At 67.4% G+C, this 16,496-nt stretch carries 19 protein-coding genes; 6 read left to right on the forward strand and 13 right to left on the reverse strand.

From position 1 onward, the window contains the following. Nucleotides 1–166 precede the first annotated feature (166 nt). The 3 genes from JE033_RS14855 to JE033_RS00740 are packed head-to-tail and all read right to left on the reverse strand — an operon-like array spanning nt 167 to nt 2,732. Nucleotides 167–961, reverse strand: a complete 795-nt coding sequence (locus JE033_RS14855) for a phosphatase PAP2 family protein (protein ID WP_200328799.1) — start codon at nt 959–961, stop codon at nt 167–169. Further along, the gene (locus JE033_RS00735; RefSeq protein WP_090149028.1) at nt 958–1,812 is read right to left on the reverse strand and encodes an RNA methyltransferase; all 855 of its coding nucleotides are present in this window, start codon (nt 1,810–1,812) and stop codon (nt 958–960) included. Before JE033_RS00735 ends, JE033_RS14855 begins: the two co-directional genes overlap by 4 nt. Then, nucleotides 1,809–2,732 (reverse strand): alpha/beta fold hydrolase, encoded by a 924-nt coding sequence (locus tag JE033_RS00740; RefSeq protein ID WP_200328801.1) that lies wholly within the window; start codon nt 2,730–2,732, stop codon nt 1,809–1,811. Before JE033_RS00740 ends, JE033_RS00735 begins: the two co-directional genes overlap by 4 nt. Before the next feature lie 125 nt (nt 2,733–2,857). Here JE033_RS00740 and JE033_RS00745 point away from each other — a divergent pair, with 125 nt between their 5' ends. After that, a complete protein-coding gene (locus JE033_RS00745) occupies nt 2,858–3,556 on the forward strand; it encodes an exonuclease domain-containing protein (RefSeq protein WP_200328803.1) in 699 nt (232 codons plus the stop codon). Nucleotides 3,557–3,631: 75 nt separating this feature from the next. Here the strand turns inward: JE033_RS00745 and JE033_RS00750 are convergent, their stop codons facing one another. Then, nucleotides 3,632–3,880, reverse strand: a complete 249-nt coding sequence (locus tag JE033_RS00750; RefSeq protein WP_090149019.1) for a type B 50S ribosomal protein L31 — start codon at nt 3,878–3,880, stop codon at nt 3,632–3,634. 121 nt (nt 3,881–4,001) lie between these two features. Next, nucleotides 4,002–4,793, reverse strand: a complete 792-nt coding sequence (locus JE033_RS00755; protein ID WP_090149017.1) for an ABC transporter ATP-binding protein — start codon at nt 4,791–4,793, stop codon at nt 4,002–4,004. 24 nt (nt 4,794–4,817) lie between these two features. Between JE033_RS00755 and serB the strand changes: the two genes are divergently transcribed. Further along, nucleotides 4,818–5,468, forward strand: a complete 651-nt coding sequence (gene serB / locus JE033_RS00760; protein ID WP_200328805.1) for a phosphoserine phosphatase SerB — start codon at nt 4,818–4,820, stop codon at nt 5,466–5,468. Between the two features lie 18 nt (nt 5,469–5,486). Here serB and JE033_RS00765 read toward each other — a convergent pair whose 3' ends face one another. Further along, nucleotides 5,487–6,296 (reverse strand): isocitrate lyase/phosphoenolpyruvate mutase family protein, encoded by an 810-nt coding sequence (locus tag JE033_RS00765; RefSeq protein WP_200328807.1) that lies wholly within the window; start codon nt 6,294–6,296, stop codon nt 5,487–5,489. Between the two features lie 64 nt (nt 6,297–6,360). Further along, complete coding sequence (fabG, locus tag JE033_RS00770; protein WP_200328809.1) at nt 6,361–7,071, reverse strand: 3-oxoacyl-ACP reductase FabG; 711 nt, start codon at nt 7,069–7,071, stop codon at nt 6,361–6,363. A 131-nt stretch (nt 7,072–7,202) separates the two neighbouring features. On the opposite strand from fabG, the gene JE033_RS00775 reads away from it, so the two are divergent. The 4 genes from JE033_RS00775 to JE033_RS00790 are packed head-to-tail and all read left to right on the forward strand — an operon-like array spanning nt 7,203 to nt 9,633. Beyond that, nucleotides 7,203–7,577, forward strand: a complete 375-nt coding sequence (locus JE033_RS00775; RefSeq protein WP_200328811.1) for a DUF3099 domain-containing protein — start codon at nt 7,203–7,205, stop codon at nt 7,575–7,577. Beyond that, the gene (locus JE033_RS00780; protein WP_090149005.1) at nt 7,574–7,819 is read left to right on the forward strand and encodes a hypothetical protein; all 246 of its coding nucleotides are present in this window, start codon (nt 7,574–7,576) and stop codon (nt 7,817–7,819) included. The genes JE033_RS00775 and JE033_RS00780 overlap by 4 nt, the downstream gene beginning before the upstream one ends. After that, on the forward strand, nt 7,812–8,735 hold the full coding sequence (locus JE033_RS00785; RefSeq protein WP_200328813.1) for an SURF1 family protein: 924 nt from the start codon (nt 7,812–7,814) through the stop codon (nt 8,733–8,735). The genes JE033_RS00780 and JE033_RS00785 overlap by 8 nt, the downstream gene beginning before the upstream one ends. Next, nucleotides 8,728–9,633: a cutinase family protein gene (locus JE033_RS00790; RefSeq protein WP_200328815.1), complete on the forward strand. Its 906-nt coding sequence runs from the start codon at nt 8,728–8,730 to the stop codon at nt 9,631–9,633. The genes JE033_RS00785 and JE033_RS00790 overlap by 8 nt, the downstream gene beginning before the upstream one ends. Here JE033_RS00790 and JE033_RS00795 read toward each other — a convergent pair. The 6 genes from JE033_RS00795 to JE033_RS00820 form a co-directional block, all read right to left on the reverse strand. Next, nucleotides 9,630–11,228, reverse strand: a complete 1,599-nt coding sequence (locus tag JE033_RS00795) for an ABC-F family ATP-binding cassette domain-containing protein (RefSeq protein ID WP_090148997.1) — start codon at nt 11,226–11,228, stop codon at nt 9,630–9,632. The two genes, JE033_RS00790 and JE033_RS00795, sit on opposite strands and share 4 nt — an antisense overlap. Nucleotides 11,229–11,316: 88 nt before the next feature. Then, nucleotides 11,317–12,054, reverse strand: coding sequence for a 6-phosphogluconolactonase (pgl, locus tag JE033_RS00800; RefSeq protein WP_234037034.1), 738 nt, complete (start codon nt 12,052–12,054; stop codon nt 11,317–11,319). A gap of 16 nt (nt 12,055–12,070) precedes the next feature. Next, nucleotides 12,071–13,525, reverse strand: a complete 1,455-nt coding sequence (gene gndA / locus JE033_RS00805; protein ID WP_200328817.1) for an NADP-dependent phosphogluconate dehydrogenase — start codon at nt 13,523–13,525, stop codon at nt 12,071–12,073. Next, complete coding sequence (locus tag JE033_RS00810; protein WP_090148993.1) at nt 13,522–14,460, reverse strand: glucose-6-phosphate dehydrogenase assembly protein OpcA; 939 nt, start codon at nt 14,458–14,460, stop codon at nt 13,522–13,524. Before JE033_RS00810 ends, gndA begins: the two co-directional genes overlap by 4 nt. Further along, the gene (gene zwf / locus JE033_RS00815; protein WP_200328819.1) at nt 14,457–15,992 is read right to left on the reverse strand and encodes a glucose-6-phosphate dehydrogenase; all 1,536 of its coding nucleotides are present in this window, start codon (nt 15,990–15,992) and stop codon (nt 14,457–14,459) included. Before zwf ends, JE033_RS00810 begins: the two co-directional genes overlap by 4 nt. A gap of 153 nt (nt 15,993–16,145) precedes the next feature. Continuing rightward, the gene (locus tag JE033_RS00820; protein ID WP_234037035.1) at nt 16,146–16,496 is read right to left on the reverse strand and encodes a metal-sulfur cluster assembly factor; all 351 of its coding nucleotides are present in this window, start codon (nt 16,494–16,496) and stop codon (nt 16,146–16,148) included.

The raw sequence follows: 16,496 nt of genomic DNA on the forward strand, positions 1-16,496 counted from the left end.
GTCGAAAACCTGAGGCACTGAATCTCTGGGCTCGAATCGTCGCAGCATGCGACGATTCTGGAACTCATCGTCGTCGATGAGCTCGGGCATTCCATTGCTGACATAACTCCGATCGAAGCACGTGCGGAGCCACGCGCGCACGATTCCCGATGCGCGCTTCACACGCCTACGCCCGGCGTGAGCCGAGCAGCAGCATGGTGCGTGCAGCGAGGGCCGCCGCTCCGACGCCGCCGAACTCCCCCGCGCTGAGCATCAGGGCGGAGTTCTCCGTCGCGACGGCTACACCGACGAGCACGACGGCAGCGCCCACGGTCACCCACCCGGCGATTGCGAGACCGACCGATGCACTGCCGCCGAGTACGGTCTCCCCGCGCGACGTCGGCGGTCGAATCAGCGACGCAGCGGCGAACGCGACGACGGCCAACGCGATTCCCCCGTACACGTCGCTCGGACGGTGCCATCCGTATGCGAGCAGCTGCCACCCGACAGCTGCGATGAGGGCAGCGCCTCCGAGCGCGACGAACGCGCGCACGCGGCTCGGCACCGCCCAGATGAGCGCCGCGGTGATGGCAGCGAAGACCGTCATATGGCCGCTCGGAAACGTGTTCGCCGCGTCGAGCTCGAAGAGCTCGGGGCGGGTCAGGAGCCGCAGCTTCAGCAGCTGAGCGGCGAGGATCGACAGCGCCGGGATGACAGTCACGACGAGCGCTCGTCTGAAGCCGTGCGACACCCAGGCGATCACGCCGACGACGACGAGTGCGATCGCGACCGTCGGAATCGACACGAGGTTGAGCGGCGGAGGCGGGGTGAACGTGAAATCTGCGGCGTCGAGCACGCTCTCCTCGGCGCGCTGCCCGACGACGTTGCGCACCCCGAGCACGTACGACGCGATGCCGACAGCAGCCCAGAATACGAGGAACCAGGTCGCGCGGAGCCGGCCGCCCGCGGCGACGCCGCTCACGCGCGGGCTCCGAGCGCCGAGACCGAGCCGGCCCCCGAGCGGGCATCCGCCGTGCGCACCGCCCAGAGCGCGAGCGCTGCCGCAGTCGATACGTTGAGCGAATCGACGCCGTGCTCCATCGGAATGACCACGGCGCGCGTCGAGGCGGCAAGCGCACGATGCGTCAGGCCGGCGCCCTCAGTGCCGAACATCAGTGCGAGACGCTCCGGAAGCTCGTCGACGTAGTCGGCGAGATCCTCAGCGTCGTCGCGCAGCGCGAACGCGGTGAGTTCGTACCCGGCGTCGCGGATCATCGGGCCGGCCTCCCGCCAATCGGGCAGCCGCGCCCACGGCACCTGCAGCACGGCGCCCATGCTCACGCGCACGGCGCGACGGTACAGCGGATCAGCGCATGCTGGCGTCAGCAGCACCGCATCTGCTCCGAGCGCCGCGACGGAGCGGAAGATGGCTCCGACGTTGGTGTGATCGGCGAGGTCTTCGAGCACGACGATGCGCCGAGAATCCCTGAGCAGGGCTTCGGGGTCTCGGGGCTGAGGTCGGTGCATGGAGGCGAGAGCTCCGCGGTGCAGGTGGAACCCCGTGAGCGCCGCGAGCTGATCCGACTCCCCCACGTACACCTCCACATCGGGGAACGCTTCGAGCAGCGGCTCGACGCGCGGCAGCCACTCCTCGAGCAGCAGTACGGAGCGCGGGCGGTGCCCCGCTCGCAGGGCACGCTCGATCACCTTCGGCGACTCGGCGAGGTAGAGGCCTTCTTCCGGCTCCCGCACCCGGCGCAGCGCGACATCCGTGAGCTGGGTGTAGTCGGCGAGCTGCGGGATGTCGAGATCAGTGATTCGCGTCACCCTCACGCGCGGCCCCCTGTGATGGCTTCTGCGGCGATGCTGCGCGTCGAGTGAGAGACGACCGTAAGCGGAGCGATGAAGTCTGCGACATACGCAGCCGCGTCGTGCACGGCCTCGTAGTGCACCAGATGGCCGGTGCCGGGAATGATGCGGAGTTGCGATCCGCGTACGCGTCGCTGCAGGTCGAGCTGCTTGGCGAGCGGGGTGATGTCATCCCGCTCCCCCGCGATCAGCAGCGTCGGCATCGTGAACGCGTCAGAGTACTCGACGACGGTGTGCGACACCGAAGCGCGGAAGGCTTCGAGCAGCGTCGAGGGGTCGGCGAACGTGCTGAAATACTGCGCGTGCTGGCCGTGGATCCATGCGCGACGTTCAGGATCCCTCGTCTTCGCCATCACCTCGCTCATGATCCGAACGATGGCGGGATTGCCGAGGAGTGCTCGCGCTCCGCGTTCGGGCAGGAGCTCCGCGGCCCGATAGTAGCCGATCGCGAGCTGCGTGAGTGCGGCCTGCGGCCCTGCGAGTGCTGGCGCCGAGATCGGATTGATGAGGATCAATCGGAGCGGGTCCAAGCCTTGCGCGATTGCCCTTGCCACCACGAGCGAGCCGAATGAGTGGCCGAGCACGTTGAATCCGCTGGGCGCGGCCGCGGCTGCGAACGAGCGGAGCCACTCCCCGTACAGCGCGAGATCGTGCGTACGGCCGGGAATCGCTGGGCTCTCACCGAAACCCGGGAGGTCGGGAACGAGGATCCGCAATTCTGGGCGGAGCTCCACGATCCGGGCCGCGATGCCTTCGAGGCCGTGGTGATCGCCGCGAAAGCCGTGGACGAGGATCAGCGTCTCCCCCGTCTCGTCACCGTACTCCCAGGCTCGGGTGTCGACACCGAGGGTGGGAACGTGCAGAGAACGAGGGGCGAAAGTCACGGGACAGATTCTACCGAGACCCCCTGACAGCCTCCTGCTGCTGGCGGGACGCTGTCAGGGGTTCGGGCCGAAGGCGAACGACGCGCCCGGCAGTCGATACCATCGACGGAGACGAAAGGACTTCCGTGACCGAAACGCTCCCGCTGTGGGCCGCAGACCTGGCCGTGTTCGATACCGAGACGACGGGCATCGACACCGCGCACGCCCGCATCGTGAGCGCTTCGATCGCCCTCCTCGGTGCGGGCGGCGAAGTGTCGGAACGATACGACTGGCTGCTCGATCCAGGCATCGAGATTCCCGCCGCGGCGGTGCAGGTCCACGGCATCAGCAACGAGATCGCCCGTACCAGCGGCATCGAGGCCGCAGTGGGAGTGCGCCAGATCGTCGATCAGTTGCTCGAAATGATCGAGCGCGGGTTTCCCGTCGTCGCGTACAACGCTCCCTACGACCTCACGCTGCTCGCGGCTGAGGCGGCTCGGCACGGTGTGCCATGGCCGACGGAGATCTCCCCGGTGATCGATCCGCTCGTCCTCGACAAACAGCTCGATCGCTACCGCAAGGGCAAGCGCACGCTCGAAGCGGTGGCGGCGCATCACGGGGTCGACATCGGCAATGCGCACGATGCCGGTGATGATGCGATCGCTGCGGGGCGAGTGCTCCAGAAGATTGCGGCGAAGTATGCGGACGTGGTTCCGGCGGAGCTCGACGAGCTCCATCGGCTGCAGATCGAGTGGGCTGCGGCTCAGGCGGCGAGTTTTCAGGAATACATGCGGCGGGTGCGCGACGCATCATTCGTCGCCGACGGGCGCTGGCCGATCCGCTGACGCGCCGCGGAAGCGAGAAAGGGCCGGGCGATCCGCAGAGGATCGCCCGGCCCTTTCCAGTGCCGCAGTCGCGACTTAGGCGCCGAAGCCCTTGAAGCGCTGGTTGAACTTCTCGACGCGACCGGCCGAGTCCATGATGCGCTGCTTGCCCGTGTAGAACGGGTGCGATGCGCTCGAGATCTCGACATCGAGGACGGGGTAGGTCTCGCCGTCGAGCTCGATGGTCTTCTCGCTGGTGAGCGTCGAACGGGTGAGGAACGTCTCCCCCGACGCGAGGTCGCGGAAGACGATTGCGTTGTACTCGGGGTGGGTATCGGTCTTCATGAGAGTTCCTTCGTGTTTGCCTGGGAGAGAGCGTGTAACAGCACGCCCGGAGGTCTTGGGATCGGCGAATTTCGTCGCACCAAAGTGCTACTTTAGCAGACCGAGAGGCGTATGAGTGAGATCAGGGCTTCGGGCGTGCCACAGCGGAATACCGGCCATCCGTGGACGACAGTTCGAACGGCATGTCGAAGGTCGCTTCCAGGGACTCGGCGGTGAGCGTGTCCGCAATCGGTCCGGCGGCCTGGATCTTGCCGTCGCGCAGCATGAGGACGTGGGTGAAGCCGGGCGGGATCTCCTCGACATGGTGGGTCACCATGATCATGGCCGGCGACGAAGGGGACGCTGCGAAGCCGGAGAGCATCTGCAGCAACCGCTCGCGAGCTCCGAGATCGAGGTTGGCGCTCGGCTCGTCGAGCAGCAGCAACTCGGGATCGGTCATGACCGCGCGGGCGATGAGGGCGCGCTTTCGCTCACCGTCGCTCAGCGTGCCGAAGGTGTGGTCAGCGTACGCTCCGAGGTCCCACTCCGCGAGAATGCGCTCCGCTTGACGCACGTCGATGCTGTCGTAGTGCTCATTCCACCGGCCCTCGACCGAGTAGGCGGCGGTCAGCACGACGTCGCGCACGAGTTCGTTCGCCGGGATGCGCCTGGCCGACGCCGAAGACACGAATCCGATGCGGTTGCGGAGCTCGAAGATGTCGACCTTGCCCAGTCGCTCGTCGAGCACCTCGACGGTGCCGCGAGTCGCGTAGTCGTTGGCCGTCGCGAGCTTCATGAGCGTCGTCTTCCCTGCGCCGTTCGGTCCGAGGATCACCCACCGCTCCGAATCCTCGACCGACCAGGTGACCCCGTCGAGGATCGGCCGGCGGTCGCGCACATAGGAGACATCGGTGAGGCGGAGCACATTGACCATAGCGCTCAGCCTATCCTGGGAATCATGACTTCTCCCGGCACCACACGCCCCCTCGTCGTGCTCGATTGCGACTCCACCACCATCCAGGACGAGGTGATCGAGTTGCTCGCCGAGGCGGCGGGGAGCCTCGACGAGGTGGCAGTGGTCACCGAGCGCGCCATGCGAGGGGAGCTCGATTTCGCGGAGAGCCTGCGAGATCGCGTCGCGACACTCGCCGGGACCCCCGAGTCGGTCTTCGCCGAAGCCTACGAGCGCGTGCGGCCGACCTCGGGCATCCGCGAACTCATCGCCGCAGTGCATGACCGAGGCGGCAAGGTCGGCGTCGTGTCGGGTGGATTCCACGAGGTGCTCGATCCGCTCGCGGCGGATCTCGGCATCGATCTCTGGCGCGCCAATCGGCTGGACCTGGTGAACGGAATCCTCTCGGGGCGCACCGTTGGGCCGATCATCGATGCATCGGCGAAGGCGGCGGCGCTGGTCGAGTGGGCGGCGGCCGAAGAGATCCCGCTCTCCGCCACCATCGCTATCGGAGACGGCGCCAACGATCTTGAGATGATGGCGATCGCCGGCATCGGCGTGGCCTTCAACGGCAAGCCGATCGTGCGCGAGCGCGCCGACATCTCGATCGAAGACGATCTTGCGCTCGCCATCCCGCTGCTCGAACGGCTCGCCTGAGTCGTCTCGCCTGAGCGCTCAGAAGTTGTTGAGCGCTTCCGTATCCGCTGGGATGATTCCGTCGGCCAGCAGCGACTCGCCGAGCCGCTTGAGCGCGGTCAGGGCGACGTTCTGCGGCATGGGTCCGTACGAGACGCGAGCGACGCCGAGCGCCTCGTACTCGGCGGCGGTGAGGGCGCCGGGAAGGCCGATGACGCTGACTTTGCGCTCGCCGATGCCGGCGACGAGCGCCCGAGTGTCGTCGGCATCGAGCACGCCCGGCACGAACACGCAAGTCGCGCCGACGTCGAGATAGGCGCGTCCCCGCTCGATCGCGTCGGCGATCGCGACCTCGCGCGGGCGGTCGCCGCCCTTGACGAGCGCGTCGGTGCGCGCGTTCAGCACGAAGGAGACCTCTTCGCGCTCCCCCGCCGCAATCGCCGCACGCATCACGGCGACCGACTCGTCGAGCGGTCGCATCTGATCCTCGATGTTCGCGCCCGAGGCCCCGGCCCCGATCGCCCGTCGCACCGTCTCGCCGGCATCGCCGAACCCTCCGTCGAGGTCGGCGGACACGGGCAGATCCGTGGCGGACGCGATTCGCGCGATCGCCGCGATCATGGTGTCCAGCGGAATCTGCTCACCGTCGGCGTACCCGTGGCTCGCCGCGATGCCGTGACCCGCCGTGGCGATCGCACGAGTCCCCGGCAGCTGCGAGACGACGCGGGCGCTGACGGCGTCCCACACATTCACGACGCGGAGAGCGGTCGGCGCCATATACAGGTCGGCGAGGGTCTGGGCGTCGACCGCGACGCGGGTCAGGGAGCGGGGCTGGTGTGATGAACTCATGGGCACAGGCTACTGGTCGTGGCGCGACGGGCGAAAGGGCGCTCTCGCACCCGATCGGACTCCGTCAGTGCCCCATGCCCAGGCCGCCGTCGACGGGGATCACCGCGCCCGAGACGTATGCCGCGTCGTCCCCGGCGAGGAACGATGCCGCTCCGGCGATTTCGGCGACCTGACCGAAGCGCCCGGCCGGAATCGAGCCGAGGTACTGCTGCTGCTGGGCCTCCGGGAGGGCAGCCGTCATATCGGTCTCGACGAAGCCGGGCGCGATCACATTGGCGGTGATGCCGCGCGATCCGAGCTCTCGAGTGAGCGAGCGAGCGAATCCGACGAGTCCGGCTTTCGATGACGAGTAGTTGATCTGTCCCGGTCCCCCGTACAGCCCCACGACGCTCGAGATCAGAATCACGCGTCCGAATCGACCCTTCAGCAGGCCCTTCGCGGCGCGTTTCACCACGCGGAACGTGCCGGTGAGGTTCGTATCGATGACGCTGGTGAACTCCTCTTCCGTCATCCTCAGGAGCAGCGTGTCCTTCGTGATGCCGGCGTTTGCGACGATCACCTCGACAGGCCCGAGGTGTGCTTCGACCTCGGTGAACGCGGCGTCGATCGAAGCCGCGTCGGTCATCTCCGCGCGTACCGTCAGCGATCCTTCCGGGCCCTCGCCCGACCGCGAGGTCACAGCGACGCGATGACCGTCCGCGAGCATGCGTTCTGCGATGGCGTAACCGATACCGCGGTTTCCGCCGGTGACGAGTACGGTGCGCGAGGTGGGCATGGGATTCCTTCCGTCTGAACAACTGCCGACCAGCCTACCCATCCGAGGGCGCTGGAAGCCGGGGACGACGGCGATCCCGGGCGCGGATTCAGGTGAACGGCGTAGGCTTGGCGGGTACGGAGAAGGGGCGCATGGCGAAGAGTTACGACGTGACGTCGGCTGGGGTGAACCCCGCCGAGGATCGCGCGCACCGCATGCGCATGTACTTCATCGCGATGACCCTGCGAGTCGCCTGCGTCGTATCGCTGTTCTGGGTGAGGGACTGGTGGGTGCTGCTGTCTGCAGCTGGGGCGATCTTCCTGCCCTGGTTCGCGGTGCTCGTCGGCAACGCGGTCGCGCACGGAGGCGAGCAGGTGCCGGACGCGCCCGAGCCATTGCAGATCGAGGCATCGGATGCCGAACCCATCGAAGCGACGGACGTCGCCCGCGAGGTCATCGTGGTCGATGTCGACCCGGAGCGACGCGGTTCCCACCCCCGTCCGCAGACTCCTGGAGCAGAGCTGTGAACGGTGTGGTCACGCCGTCGTTGAATCTTGGCGGCGTTCCGGAGCGTCGCTTCGAATGCTCGCGAGCCGGTTGTCGAGAGGATGCCCCGTGGGCCATCCTCTGGCGCAACCCGAAGATCCACGGCCCCGAGCGCCGCAAGACCTGGCTGGCCTGCGATGAGCATCGCGCGACGCTGTACGATTTTCTCGAGGCCAGAAGCTTCCCGCTCGAGGTGCGCACGGTGGGAGAGCTCGATGACTGAACACGGAACGCTCGACCGCGACATGCCCGCGCCGTCCGCTGAGAGCGCTGGGCAGCACCCGCGCGACCGCGTCGGCTGGGGGTTTCTGCGATCCGGCCGCTGGGCGGGGTACGCCGCGATGCTGCTGATCTTCTCGATCGCCTGCGTGCTCCTCGGTAACTGGCAGTTCGAGCGCCGCGCAGAGGCCCGTGCTGAGATCGACCGCATCGACAACAACTACGACGCGCCGCCGGCAGTGCTCGCCGACGAACTGCCGGAGCTGTCGGAGTTCGACGAGGATCGCCAGAAGTGGCGCACGGTGCTGGTCGAGGGCGAGTACACCGGAGACCCGTTCCTCGCACGAAACCGGCCCGGGCCCGGCGGAGTCGGCTCGGACCTGATCCAGGCATTGCGCACCGCAGAAGGATCCACGTTCTTCGTCGATCGCGGATGGGTGCCCGTCGACGGTGCGTCGGCGGAGGACATCGATCCAGAAGCCTTGCCGTCGCCCCCGGAGGGGCCGGTGACGGTCGAGGCGCGATTGCGCGCCTCGGAGCCCGAGATTCCGGGCCGCACGACGTCTGGTCGAGCGGTCGCGAGCATTGAGTTGCCGGAGATCGCCGCGCTGGCGGGAGTCTCAGATTCTGCGTACACGGGCGCCTACGGGATGCTCGTCAGCGAGTCCCCGGATGCTGAGCACGGGGTGCTTCCCGCGAAGCCCGCACGCGACGAGGGGCCGCACCTCTCGTATGCCGTGCAGTGGTACATCTTCATCGCCATCGCGGCGATCGGCGTGACGTACGCAGCCAGGCGAGAGTACCGCACCCTCAATATCGGCAGCGACGAAGTGCTCGAGTACGACCGGAGGACGGCGGAGCGAAAGCGCCGACGTGGACCGAGCGACTCAGACATCGAGGATGCACTGCTCGATGGGTGAGTCACATGTGCGAGGGATGCTGCGTCGGCTGTCCCTGCCGGGCTCGATCGTGCTCCTGGGCGCAGCGCTGGCGATGAGCGGGTGCGCCGCGCCGGTCGATCCGGCGACGACGCGAGAATCGCTCTCCGACGTGACGGAGGATCCGGCACCGCCTGAGGCGGCTGAGCTCTACGACGCGGAACTGCATCCGGAGCCGGTTGTGGATCCCGTCGATTGCGATCCCTATCTGGTGATCACCGCCCGCGGCACGGGTGAGCCGAGCCAGGGCCAGCTGCTCTCACCTGTGGCGCGAACCATTTCACAGGCACGACCCGGCGATGTGGGAGTGCTCGACCTCGACTACCCGGCCGACACGGATGTGAAAGAGGGCGGCACCCTGGGGGTGCGCACTCTCATCGACGTGCTGAACGTGCAAGCCGACGCCTGCCCCGCACAGAGATTCGTGCTGCTCGGCTACTCTCAGGGCGCTCTCGTCGTCGGCGACGGGCTCGCCGAGCCGGAGGCCCGGATGGTGGGAGCCACCGTCGGTACCGTCGCCGAGGAAGCGCTCGATCGTGTGCTCGCGGTCGTCTTCTACGGTGATCCGCGCTTCGTGGGCGCCGAGGAGTACAACGTCGGGAGCTTCGACCCGGAGACCGACGGGCTGCTCCCCCGACCTGAAGGCGCGCTCGACGCCGTCGAAGAACGCGTGCGCGATTACTGCGTGGCGGGAGATTTCATCTGCCAGAGCAGCCTCGACTTCGACGAGGAGCCGCACGTCGAGTACTACTCCAACGGGATGCAGGGCGATGGCGCCGCGTTCGTGATCACGCGACTCGACGACGCCGGTGCCGCGTTCCGCGAGGAGGACGGGGAGCGAACGCCGCCGTCGACGCCCACTCCCCGCCCGCGTTCCTAAGCGAGCTCGATGAGCTCGAGGTACTCCTTCGACCAGTGATCTTCGGTCGCGTCGGGCATGATGAGGACGCGCTCGGGGTTCAGCGCTTCGACGGCTCCCGGATCGTGCGAGACGAGCACGACGGCTCCCGAGAAGTGCGCGAGCGCGTCGAGCACCTCTTCGCGGCTCGCCGGGTCGAGGTTGTTCGTCGGCTCGTCGAGCAGCAGCACATTCGCACTCGACACCACGAGCATGGCGAGGGCGAGGCGGGTCTTCTCTCCGCCTGAGAGCACCCCGGCGGGTTTGTGCACGTCATCCCCGGTGAAGAGGAACGACCCGAGCACACGACGTGCTTCCGTCTCCGTGAGGTGCTGCGACACGGAGACCATGTTCTGCAGCACGCTCGCCTTGACGTCGAGGGTCTCGTGCTCCTGGGCGTAGTAGCCGACCTTGAGCCCGTGACCGGCGATGAGCTCACCGGTATCGGGCTCATCGACGCCCGCGAGCAGGCGCAGCAGTGTGGTCTTGCCCGCACCGTTGAGGCCCAGAATGACGACCTTCGATCCGCGATCGATCGCCAGGTCAACGCCCGCGAAGATCTCCAGAGAACCGTACGACTTCGAGAGCCCTTCGGCCATGAGCGGCGTCTTGCCGCACGGCGACGGATCGGGGAAGCGCAGTTTCGCGACCCGCTCGACTTGACGCTCGTCTTCGAGACCCGCGAGCATCTTGTCGGCGCGCGCGACCATCTGGTGCGCCGCAGCGGCCTTCGACGCCTTCGCTCCGAAGCGCGCGGCCTGATCCTTCAGCACCGAGGCTTTCTTCTCGATGTTGCTGCGCTCCTTGCGGCGACGCTCCTCGTCGGCGGCGCGCTGGCGCAGGTACAGCTTCCAGTTCATGTTGTAGATGTCGATGACCTGACGGTTGCCGTCGAGGTAGAAGACGCGGTTGACGGTCTCGCCCACGAGGTCGATGTCGTGGCTGATGACGATCACTCCGGCCTTCGAGTGCTTCAAGAACTCGCGCAGCCACACGATCGAGTCGGCGTCGAGGTGGTTCGTCGGCTCATCGAGAATCATCGTGTCGGCGTCGGAGAACAGGATGCGGGCGAGTTCGATGCGACGGCGCTGACCGCCCGAGAGCGTTTTCAGCGGCTGATCGAGAATGCGGTCGGGCAGACCGAGGTTGTTCGAGATCGACGCCGCCTCCGACTCGGCGGCGTACCCGCCGAGCGCCTGGAAACGGTCTGTGAGATTGCCGAACCGCTTCATGGCTTTCTCTGCGACCGCCGGGTCGCTCGAGCCCATGTCCTCGGTCGCTTTCGCGATGTTCTGCTGCAGCGTGCCGAGCCCGCGCGCGTCGAGGATGCGGTGACGCGCGATCTGCTCGGGATCGCCGGTGCGCGGATCCTGCGGAAGGAAACCGAGTTCGCCGGTGACCTTGATCGCGCCTTCCGCGGGAGGCAGCTCCCCCGACAACGTGCGGGTGAGCGTGGTCTTGCCGGCGCCGTTACGACCGACGAGGCCGATCTTGTCGCCGGGGTTCACGCGGAACGTGACCCCCGACATGAGGCGACGGGCGCCGACGTCGATGGCGAGGTCTTCGACGGAAATCATGGTGTGAGGCTCCTAGATCGTGCCGGCTCAGCGCATCACGGGGAGACGTTCTCGCGCCAGGGCTAAGCGAATGGGCAACCTCACCATCCTAGCTGCTCGAAGCAGATGGCGCTCCCAGAGCCGCGGTGTCCGCCCAGAGCACGGTCTCCGCTGCTCCGAAGACCCGTGCCGCAGGAAGCAGCGGGGCGCTCCGAGCGATGGTCCGACCGACCGCCTCGGCTTTCGCGGTGCCCGCCGCGATGAGCCAGACGCGCTCAGCACGTCGCAGCGCCGGAAGGGTCAAGGTGACGCGCTCCGGCGGTGGTTTCGGCGAATTTCTGATCGGGAGCGCTTCCGGCGCTTCGTCTGAGACGATCTCGAGCTCGTCCCTGCCGGGAAACAGAGATGCGATGTGGCCATCGGGGCCCACACCGTTCAACGCGACATCGATACGGTCGATGCCATGGACGACGGCTGCGTAGGCGTCGGCGGCCTCGTCGAGCGTGAGCCCGGAATCCGGCCCCGCCACCCGGTGCACGAGCGAAGGATCGACGGCGACCGCGTCGAAGAGCGTGCGGTCGGCGAGAAGATCATTGCGATCCTCATGACCCGACGGGACCCACCGCTCGTCGCCCCAGATGAACCGGACCCGGGTCCACTCGACGGTGTCGCGATCCGGATGGGAGCTCAGGGCCTCGAGCACACGCTCGCCGCCGGAGCCGCCGGTGAGCACCGCGCACGGCACTCCCCCATCGCCCTGGCGCTGCCGGCAGATCTCGATGAACGCTCCCGCGAGCGCGTGGGCCAGTTCATCGAGGGTCGGGTGCTGCGAGATGCGCATGGACATACGAATTCGCCTGCGCCTAGGCGGAGATCTCGCTGCGGTCGCCCGACCAGAGCGTGTGGAACGATCCCGGGCGGTCGATGCGGCGGTACGTATGCGCTCCGAAGAAATCGCGCTGCCCCTGCACGAGCGCGGCGGGGAGGCGCTCGGCCCGCAGCCCGTCGTAGTAGGCGAGCGACGAGGAGAACGCCGGTGCCGGAATTCCAGCCCCGGTCGCGTGGACGACGACGCGTCGCCACGCCTCCTGGCTCTTCGCGAGAGCCTCGGCGAAGTACGGAGCGCTCATCAGCAGGGCGAGGTCGGATTCAGCCGCATAGGCATCGGCGATCCGGTTCAGGAACTGCGCCCGAATGATGCAGCCGGCGCGCCAGATGCGTGAAATCGCACCGAGATCGATGGTCCAGCCGTATTCTGCGGCGCCCGCGCGGATCTCATCGAAACCCTGCGAGTACGCGACGATCTTCGAGGCGTAGAGCGCCTGGCGCACGTCCTCGATGAATGCGGCTTCGTCGGCAACTGCAGGCTGCTCGCTCGGGCCCGGAAGCGACGAGGCTGCCGCTCGCTGCTCAGGGTGAGATGACAGCGAGCGCGCGAACGTGGCCTCGGCGATGCCCGACACGGGAACGCCGAGCGCGAGCGCGGTCTGCACCGTCCAGGCGCCCGTGCCTTTCGCACCGGCTTGATCGAGGATCACGTCGACGAGTGGCTTGCCGGTCGCGGCATCGTTCTGACGGAGCACCTCCGCCGTGATCTCGATGAGGTACGACTCGAGTTCACCGTCGTTCCACTCGGCGAAGATGTCGGCGATCTCCGCAGGCGACTTTCCGGTGCCCCGTCGGATGAGGTCGTAGGCCTCGGCGATGAGCTGCATATCGGCGTACTCGATGCCGTTGTGGACCATCTTGACGAAGTGGCCGGCGCCATCGTGGCCCACGTGCGTCACGCACGGTTCGCCCTCTGCGACCGCGGCGATGGAGCGCAGGATCGGGCCGAGCGTCTGCCAGGCTTCGTCGGAACCGCCCGGCATGATGCTCGGACCGTTGAGCGCGCCTTCCTCGCCGCCCGAGATGCCGGCGCCCACGAAGTTGATGCCCGTCGCCCGCGCGGCGCGCTCGCGCCGGATGGTGTCAGGGAAGTATGCGTTGCCGCCGTCGACGATGATGTCACCGGGTTCGAAGACGTCGACGAGGGCATCGATCGTCGCATCGGTGGCCGCTCCGGCCTGCACCATGATGATGGCCGTTCGCGGCTTCTGCAGCGACGCCGCGAACTCCTCGTAGGTGAACGCCGGCACGAACTGCGCCTCCGGGTGAGCTGCGACCAACGCCTCGGTGCGCTGCGGGCTGCGGTTGAACACCGCCACGGTGTTCCCCTCCCGGCTGGCCAGGTTGCGCGACAGATTCGCGCCCATCACGGCGAGGCCTACGACCCCGATGTTCGCTGCGGCTTCAGACACGCCAGCTCCTTCATTCATGCGTCAGTGTGGGTGGTGCGCGCAGCGCGGCTGCGCGCGAGTTGTTCGAGTACGCGGCCGTACATGACGTCCTCGCCCAGCCCGCGCAGTTCCTCCGCGAGGCATTCGCTCAACGTGCGGCGAGGCAGAACGATCTGGTGCGTCGGTTGCCCTGGCTGGCTGAGCGCCGCGTGCACGGGCGACAAGCGTTTGAGCACCGCGTCGCCGCTCTGGCGCGTCAGCGTCACCGAGTGCAGCCCCTCCGCGTGGAGAGCGCGATCGAGCAGCGTGCACTTCGTGGGAACCCCGAGCGCCAGCTCGAGCCAAGCCGCGAGCAGCTCCGTCGACGGCGACGCCTCAGAGCCGACGACCTCGACTGCTGTCACCGGCTCGAACGGCGGTTCGTCGAGCACCGCGGCGAGGTACTCGCGCCAGCGCGTGAGCCGCGTCCAGGCAAGATCGGTGTCACCGGCGGAGTACCCGGAGATACGCACGTCCCACGCCGAACCGTCGGGAGCTGCGGCGTCCGTGATGCGCCGCTGCCCGATTCGGCCGAGCGGGTCGGCGCCTGGGCGATCCGGTGCCTCCTCCGGCCACCACACCGCGACCGGGGCGTCGGGCAGCAGCAAACCGGTGACGAGCGCCTCGACTCCGCTGGCGACCTCACCGGAAGCGCGCAGCACGATCACGTCGCTCGCACCCGCGTCCGCGCCCACGCGGATCTCCGCGTCGAGCCGATTCTCCGCCTCGGGGCGGCTGAGCAGCACGATCACTCGCATGGGGTGCTCGCTGGACGCGTGATTCGCGGCCGCGATCGCCGACTCGTCGAGCTCGCCGGAGGCCGAGATAACGAGGGTGAGCACGTGACCGAGCGCCGAGACACCGCTCTCCTGGCGCATCGAGACGAGCCGGCGCGTCACCGCGCTGACCGTCGTGTCAGGCAGACTCTCGATCATGGCCGTCTCCAGGTGCGTCCGTCGCGGGCGAGCATCTCGTCGGCCGACGCCGGGCCCCAGGACCCCGGAACGTACTGCTCGACGGGCGCGTCGCTCTCCGCCCAGTGTCGTTCGATCGGGTCGAGGATCCGCCAAGAGAGCTCGACCTCTGCCTGACGGGGAAACAGGGGCGCGTCACCCAGGAGCACATCGAGGATGAGGCGCTCGTACGCCTCCGGGCTGGCCTCGGTGAACGCGTGACCGTAGCCGAAGTCCATCGTCACGTCGCGCACGCGGGTGCCACTGCCGGGAACCTTCGCGCCGAAACGAATGGTGATGCCCTCATCGGGCTGGACGCGGATCACGAGCGCGTTCGATCCCTGCTCAGAACGCTGCGCCTGACCGAAGAGGTTTCCAGGCTCCTTGCGGAACACGACGGCGATCTCCGTGACGCGTCGGCCGAGCCGCTTTCCGGTTCGCAGGTAGAAAGGCACCCCCGTCCAGCGGCGCGTGTTGACGTGCAGCTTCATCGCCGCGAAGGTCTCCGTGCGCGACTGCGGATCCATGCCGTCCTCATCCAGGAAGCCATTCACGAGCTGGCCGCCCTGCCACCCGGACGCGTACTGCCCGCGAGCCGTCGATCGCTCGAGATCTTCCGGCAGCGACACCGCCTCGAGCACCTTCTCCTTCTCCGCACGCAGGTGCTGAGCTCCCAGGCTGATCGGCTGCTCCATCGCGGTGAGTGCGAGGAGTTGCAGGAGATGGTTCTGGATCACGTCGCGCGCTGCGCCGACGCCGTCGTAATAGCCGGCGCGGCCGCCGACGCCGATGTCTTCGGCCATCGTGATCTGCACGTGGTCGACGTAGTTCCGGTTCCAGATCGGCTCGTACATCGCATTCGCGAAGCGAAGTGCGAGGATGTTCTGCACCGTCTCCTTGCCGAGGTAGTGGTCGATGCGGAAGATCGAATCAGCGGGAAACGCGGATTCGAGCACATCGTTCAGCTCCCGAGCGGAGGCGAGGTCATGGCCGAACGGCTTCTCGATGACGACGCGCCGCCATCGCTGATCGTCTCCCGTGCGATCCACGAGCCCCGAGCTCGAGAGGTGCTTCGCCACCTCCGGGAACGCGGTCGGCGGAATCGAGAGGTAGAACGCGTGATTGCCCATCGTGCCGCGCTCACGGTCGAGCGTCTCGACCGTGTCGCGGAGACGGTCGTACGCCTCGGGGTCGTCGAACTGCCCCTGCACGAAGCGAATACCCTCCGCGAGCTGCTCCCACGTCTCTTCGCGGAACGGGGTCCGCGCATACTTACGCACAGCATCGTGCACGATCTCCGCGAAATCTCGATCCTTCCAGTCGCGGCGAGCGAACCCCACAAGTGCGAACCCAGGCGGCAGAAGACCTCGGTTCGCGAGGTCGTACACCGCGGGCATCAACTTCTTGCGCGACAGGTCACCCGTCACCCCGAAGATCACGAGCGAGCTGGGCCCCGCGATACGACTGAGCCTGGGATCATCCGCAGAGCGGAGCGGGTTGGAAGGAAGTTTCATCCCATCCTTTCTCACAGATCAGGAATTCAAGACGCCCCGAGCTGCCTGCGGCAGGGCACTCGGTTGTGAGAGAGCCCACCGGGCTCTCTCAGATCGCAAACCCGAGCTGCCTGCGGCAGGGCACTCGGTTGTGAGAGAGCCCACCGGGCTCTCTCAGATCGCAAAACCGAGTGCCCGCATCATGTCGCGGCCGTCGTCCGTGATGCGCTCCGGCGTCCACGGCGGCATCCACACCCAATTGATGCGGAACGCCGTCACGAGACCGTCGAGTGCCTCGGCGATGTCGTTCTCGATCACGTCCGTGAGCGGGCAACCGGCGCTCGTCAGCGTCATGCTGATCACGAGCGCGTCGTGCTCCTCGTCGAAGGCGAGATCGTAGATCAGCCCGAGATCGACGATGTTCACGCCGAGCTCGGGGTCCGAGACATTCTTCAGCGCCGCGTACGCCTGTTCGCGGAACTCCGGATCGATCGACTGGGGTACCGTCGTGGTTTCCTCGCTCAT

Source organism: Leucobacter sp. L43, assembly GCF_016597785.1.
Classification (GTDB): domain Bacteria; phylum Actinomycetota; class Actinomycetes; order Actinomycetales; family Microbacteriaceae; genus Leucobacter; species Leucobacter alluvii.

What these genes read in the sequence shown, in the direction of transcription:
- JE033_RS00750 (WP_090149019.1), bottom strand. Translation starts at nt 3,880, where the DNA reads ATGAAGACCGATACCCACCCCGAGTACAACGCAATCGTCTTCCGCGAC.
- JE033_RS00755 (WP_090149017.1), bottom strand. Translation starts at nt 4,793, where the DNA reads ATGGTCAATGTGCTCCGCCTCACCGATGTCTCCTATGTGCGCGACCGC.
- serB (WP_200328805.1), top strand. Translation starts at nt 4,818, where the DNA reads ATGACTTCTCCCGGCACCACACGCCCCCTCGTCGTGCTCGATTGCGAC.
- JE033_RS00765 (WP_200328807.1), bottom strand. Translation starts at nt 6,296, where the DNA reads ATGAGTTCATCACACCAGCCCCGCTCCCTGACCCGCGTCGCGGTCGAC.
- fabG (WP_200328809.1), bottom strand. Translation starts at nt 7,071, where the DNA reads ATGCCCACCTCGCGCACCGTACTCGTCACCGGCGGAAACCGCGGTATC.
- JE033_RS00775 (WP_200328811.1), top strand. Translation starts at nt 7,203, where the DNA reads ATGGCGAAGAGTTACGACGTGACGTCGGCTGGGGTGAACCCCGCCGAG.
- JE033_RS00785 (WP_200328813.1), top strand. Translation starts at nt 7,812, where the DNA reads ATGACTGAACACGGAACGCTCGACCGCGACATGCCCGCGCCGTCCGCT.
- JE033_RS00790 (WP_200328815.1), top strand. Translation starts at nt 8,728, where the DNA reads ATGGGTGAGTCACATGTGCGAGGGATGCTGCGTCGGCTGTCCCTGCCG.
- JE033_RS00795 (WP_090148997.1), bottom strand. Translation starts at nt 11,228, where the DNA reads ATGATTTCCGTCGAAGACCTCGCCATCGACGTCGGCGCCCGTCGCCTC.
- pgl (WP_234037034.1), bottom strand. Translation starts at nt 12,054, where the DNA reads ATGTCCATGCGCATCTCGCAGCACCCGACCCTCGATGAACTGGCCCAC.
- gndA (WP_200328817.1), bottom strand. Translation starts at nt 13,525, where the DNA reads ATGAATGAAGGAGCTGGCGTGTCTGAAGCCGCAGCGAACATCGGGGTC.
- JE033_RS00810 (WP_090148993.1), bottom strand. Translation starts at nt 14,460, where the DNA reads ATGATCGAGAGTCTGCCTGACACGACGGTCAGCGCGGTGACGCGCCGG.
- zwf (WP_200328819.1), bottom strand. Translation starts at nt 15,992, where the DNA reads ATGAAACTTCCTTCCAACCCGCTCCGCTCTGCGGATGATCCCAGGCTC.
- JE033_RS00820 (WP_234037035.1), bottom strand. Translation starts at nt 16,496, where the DNA reads ATGAGCGAGGAAACCACGACGGTACCCCAGTCGATCGATCCGGAGTTC.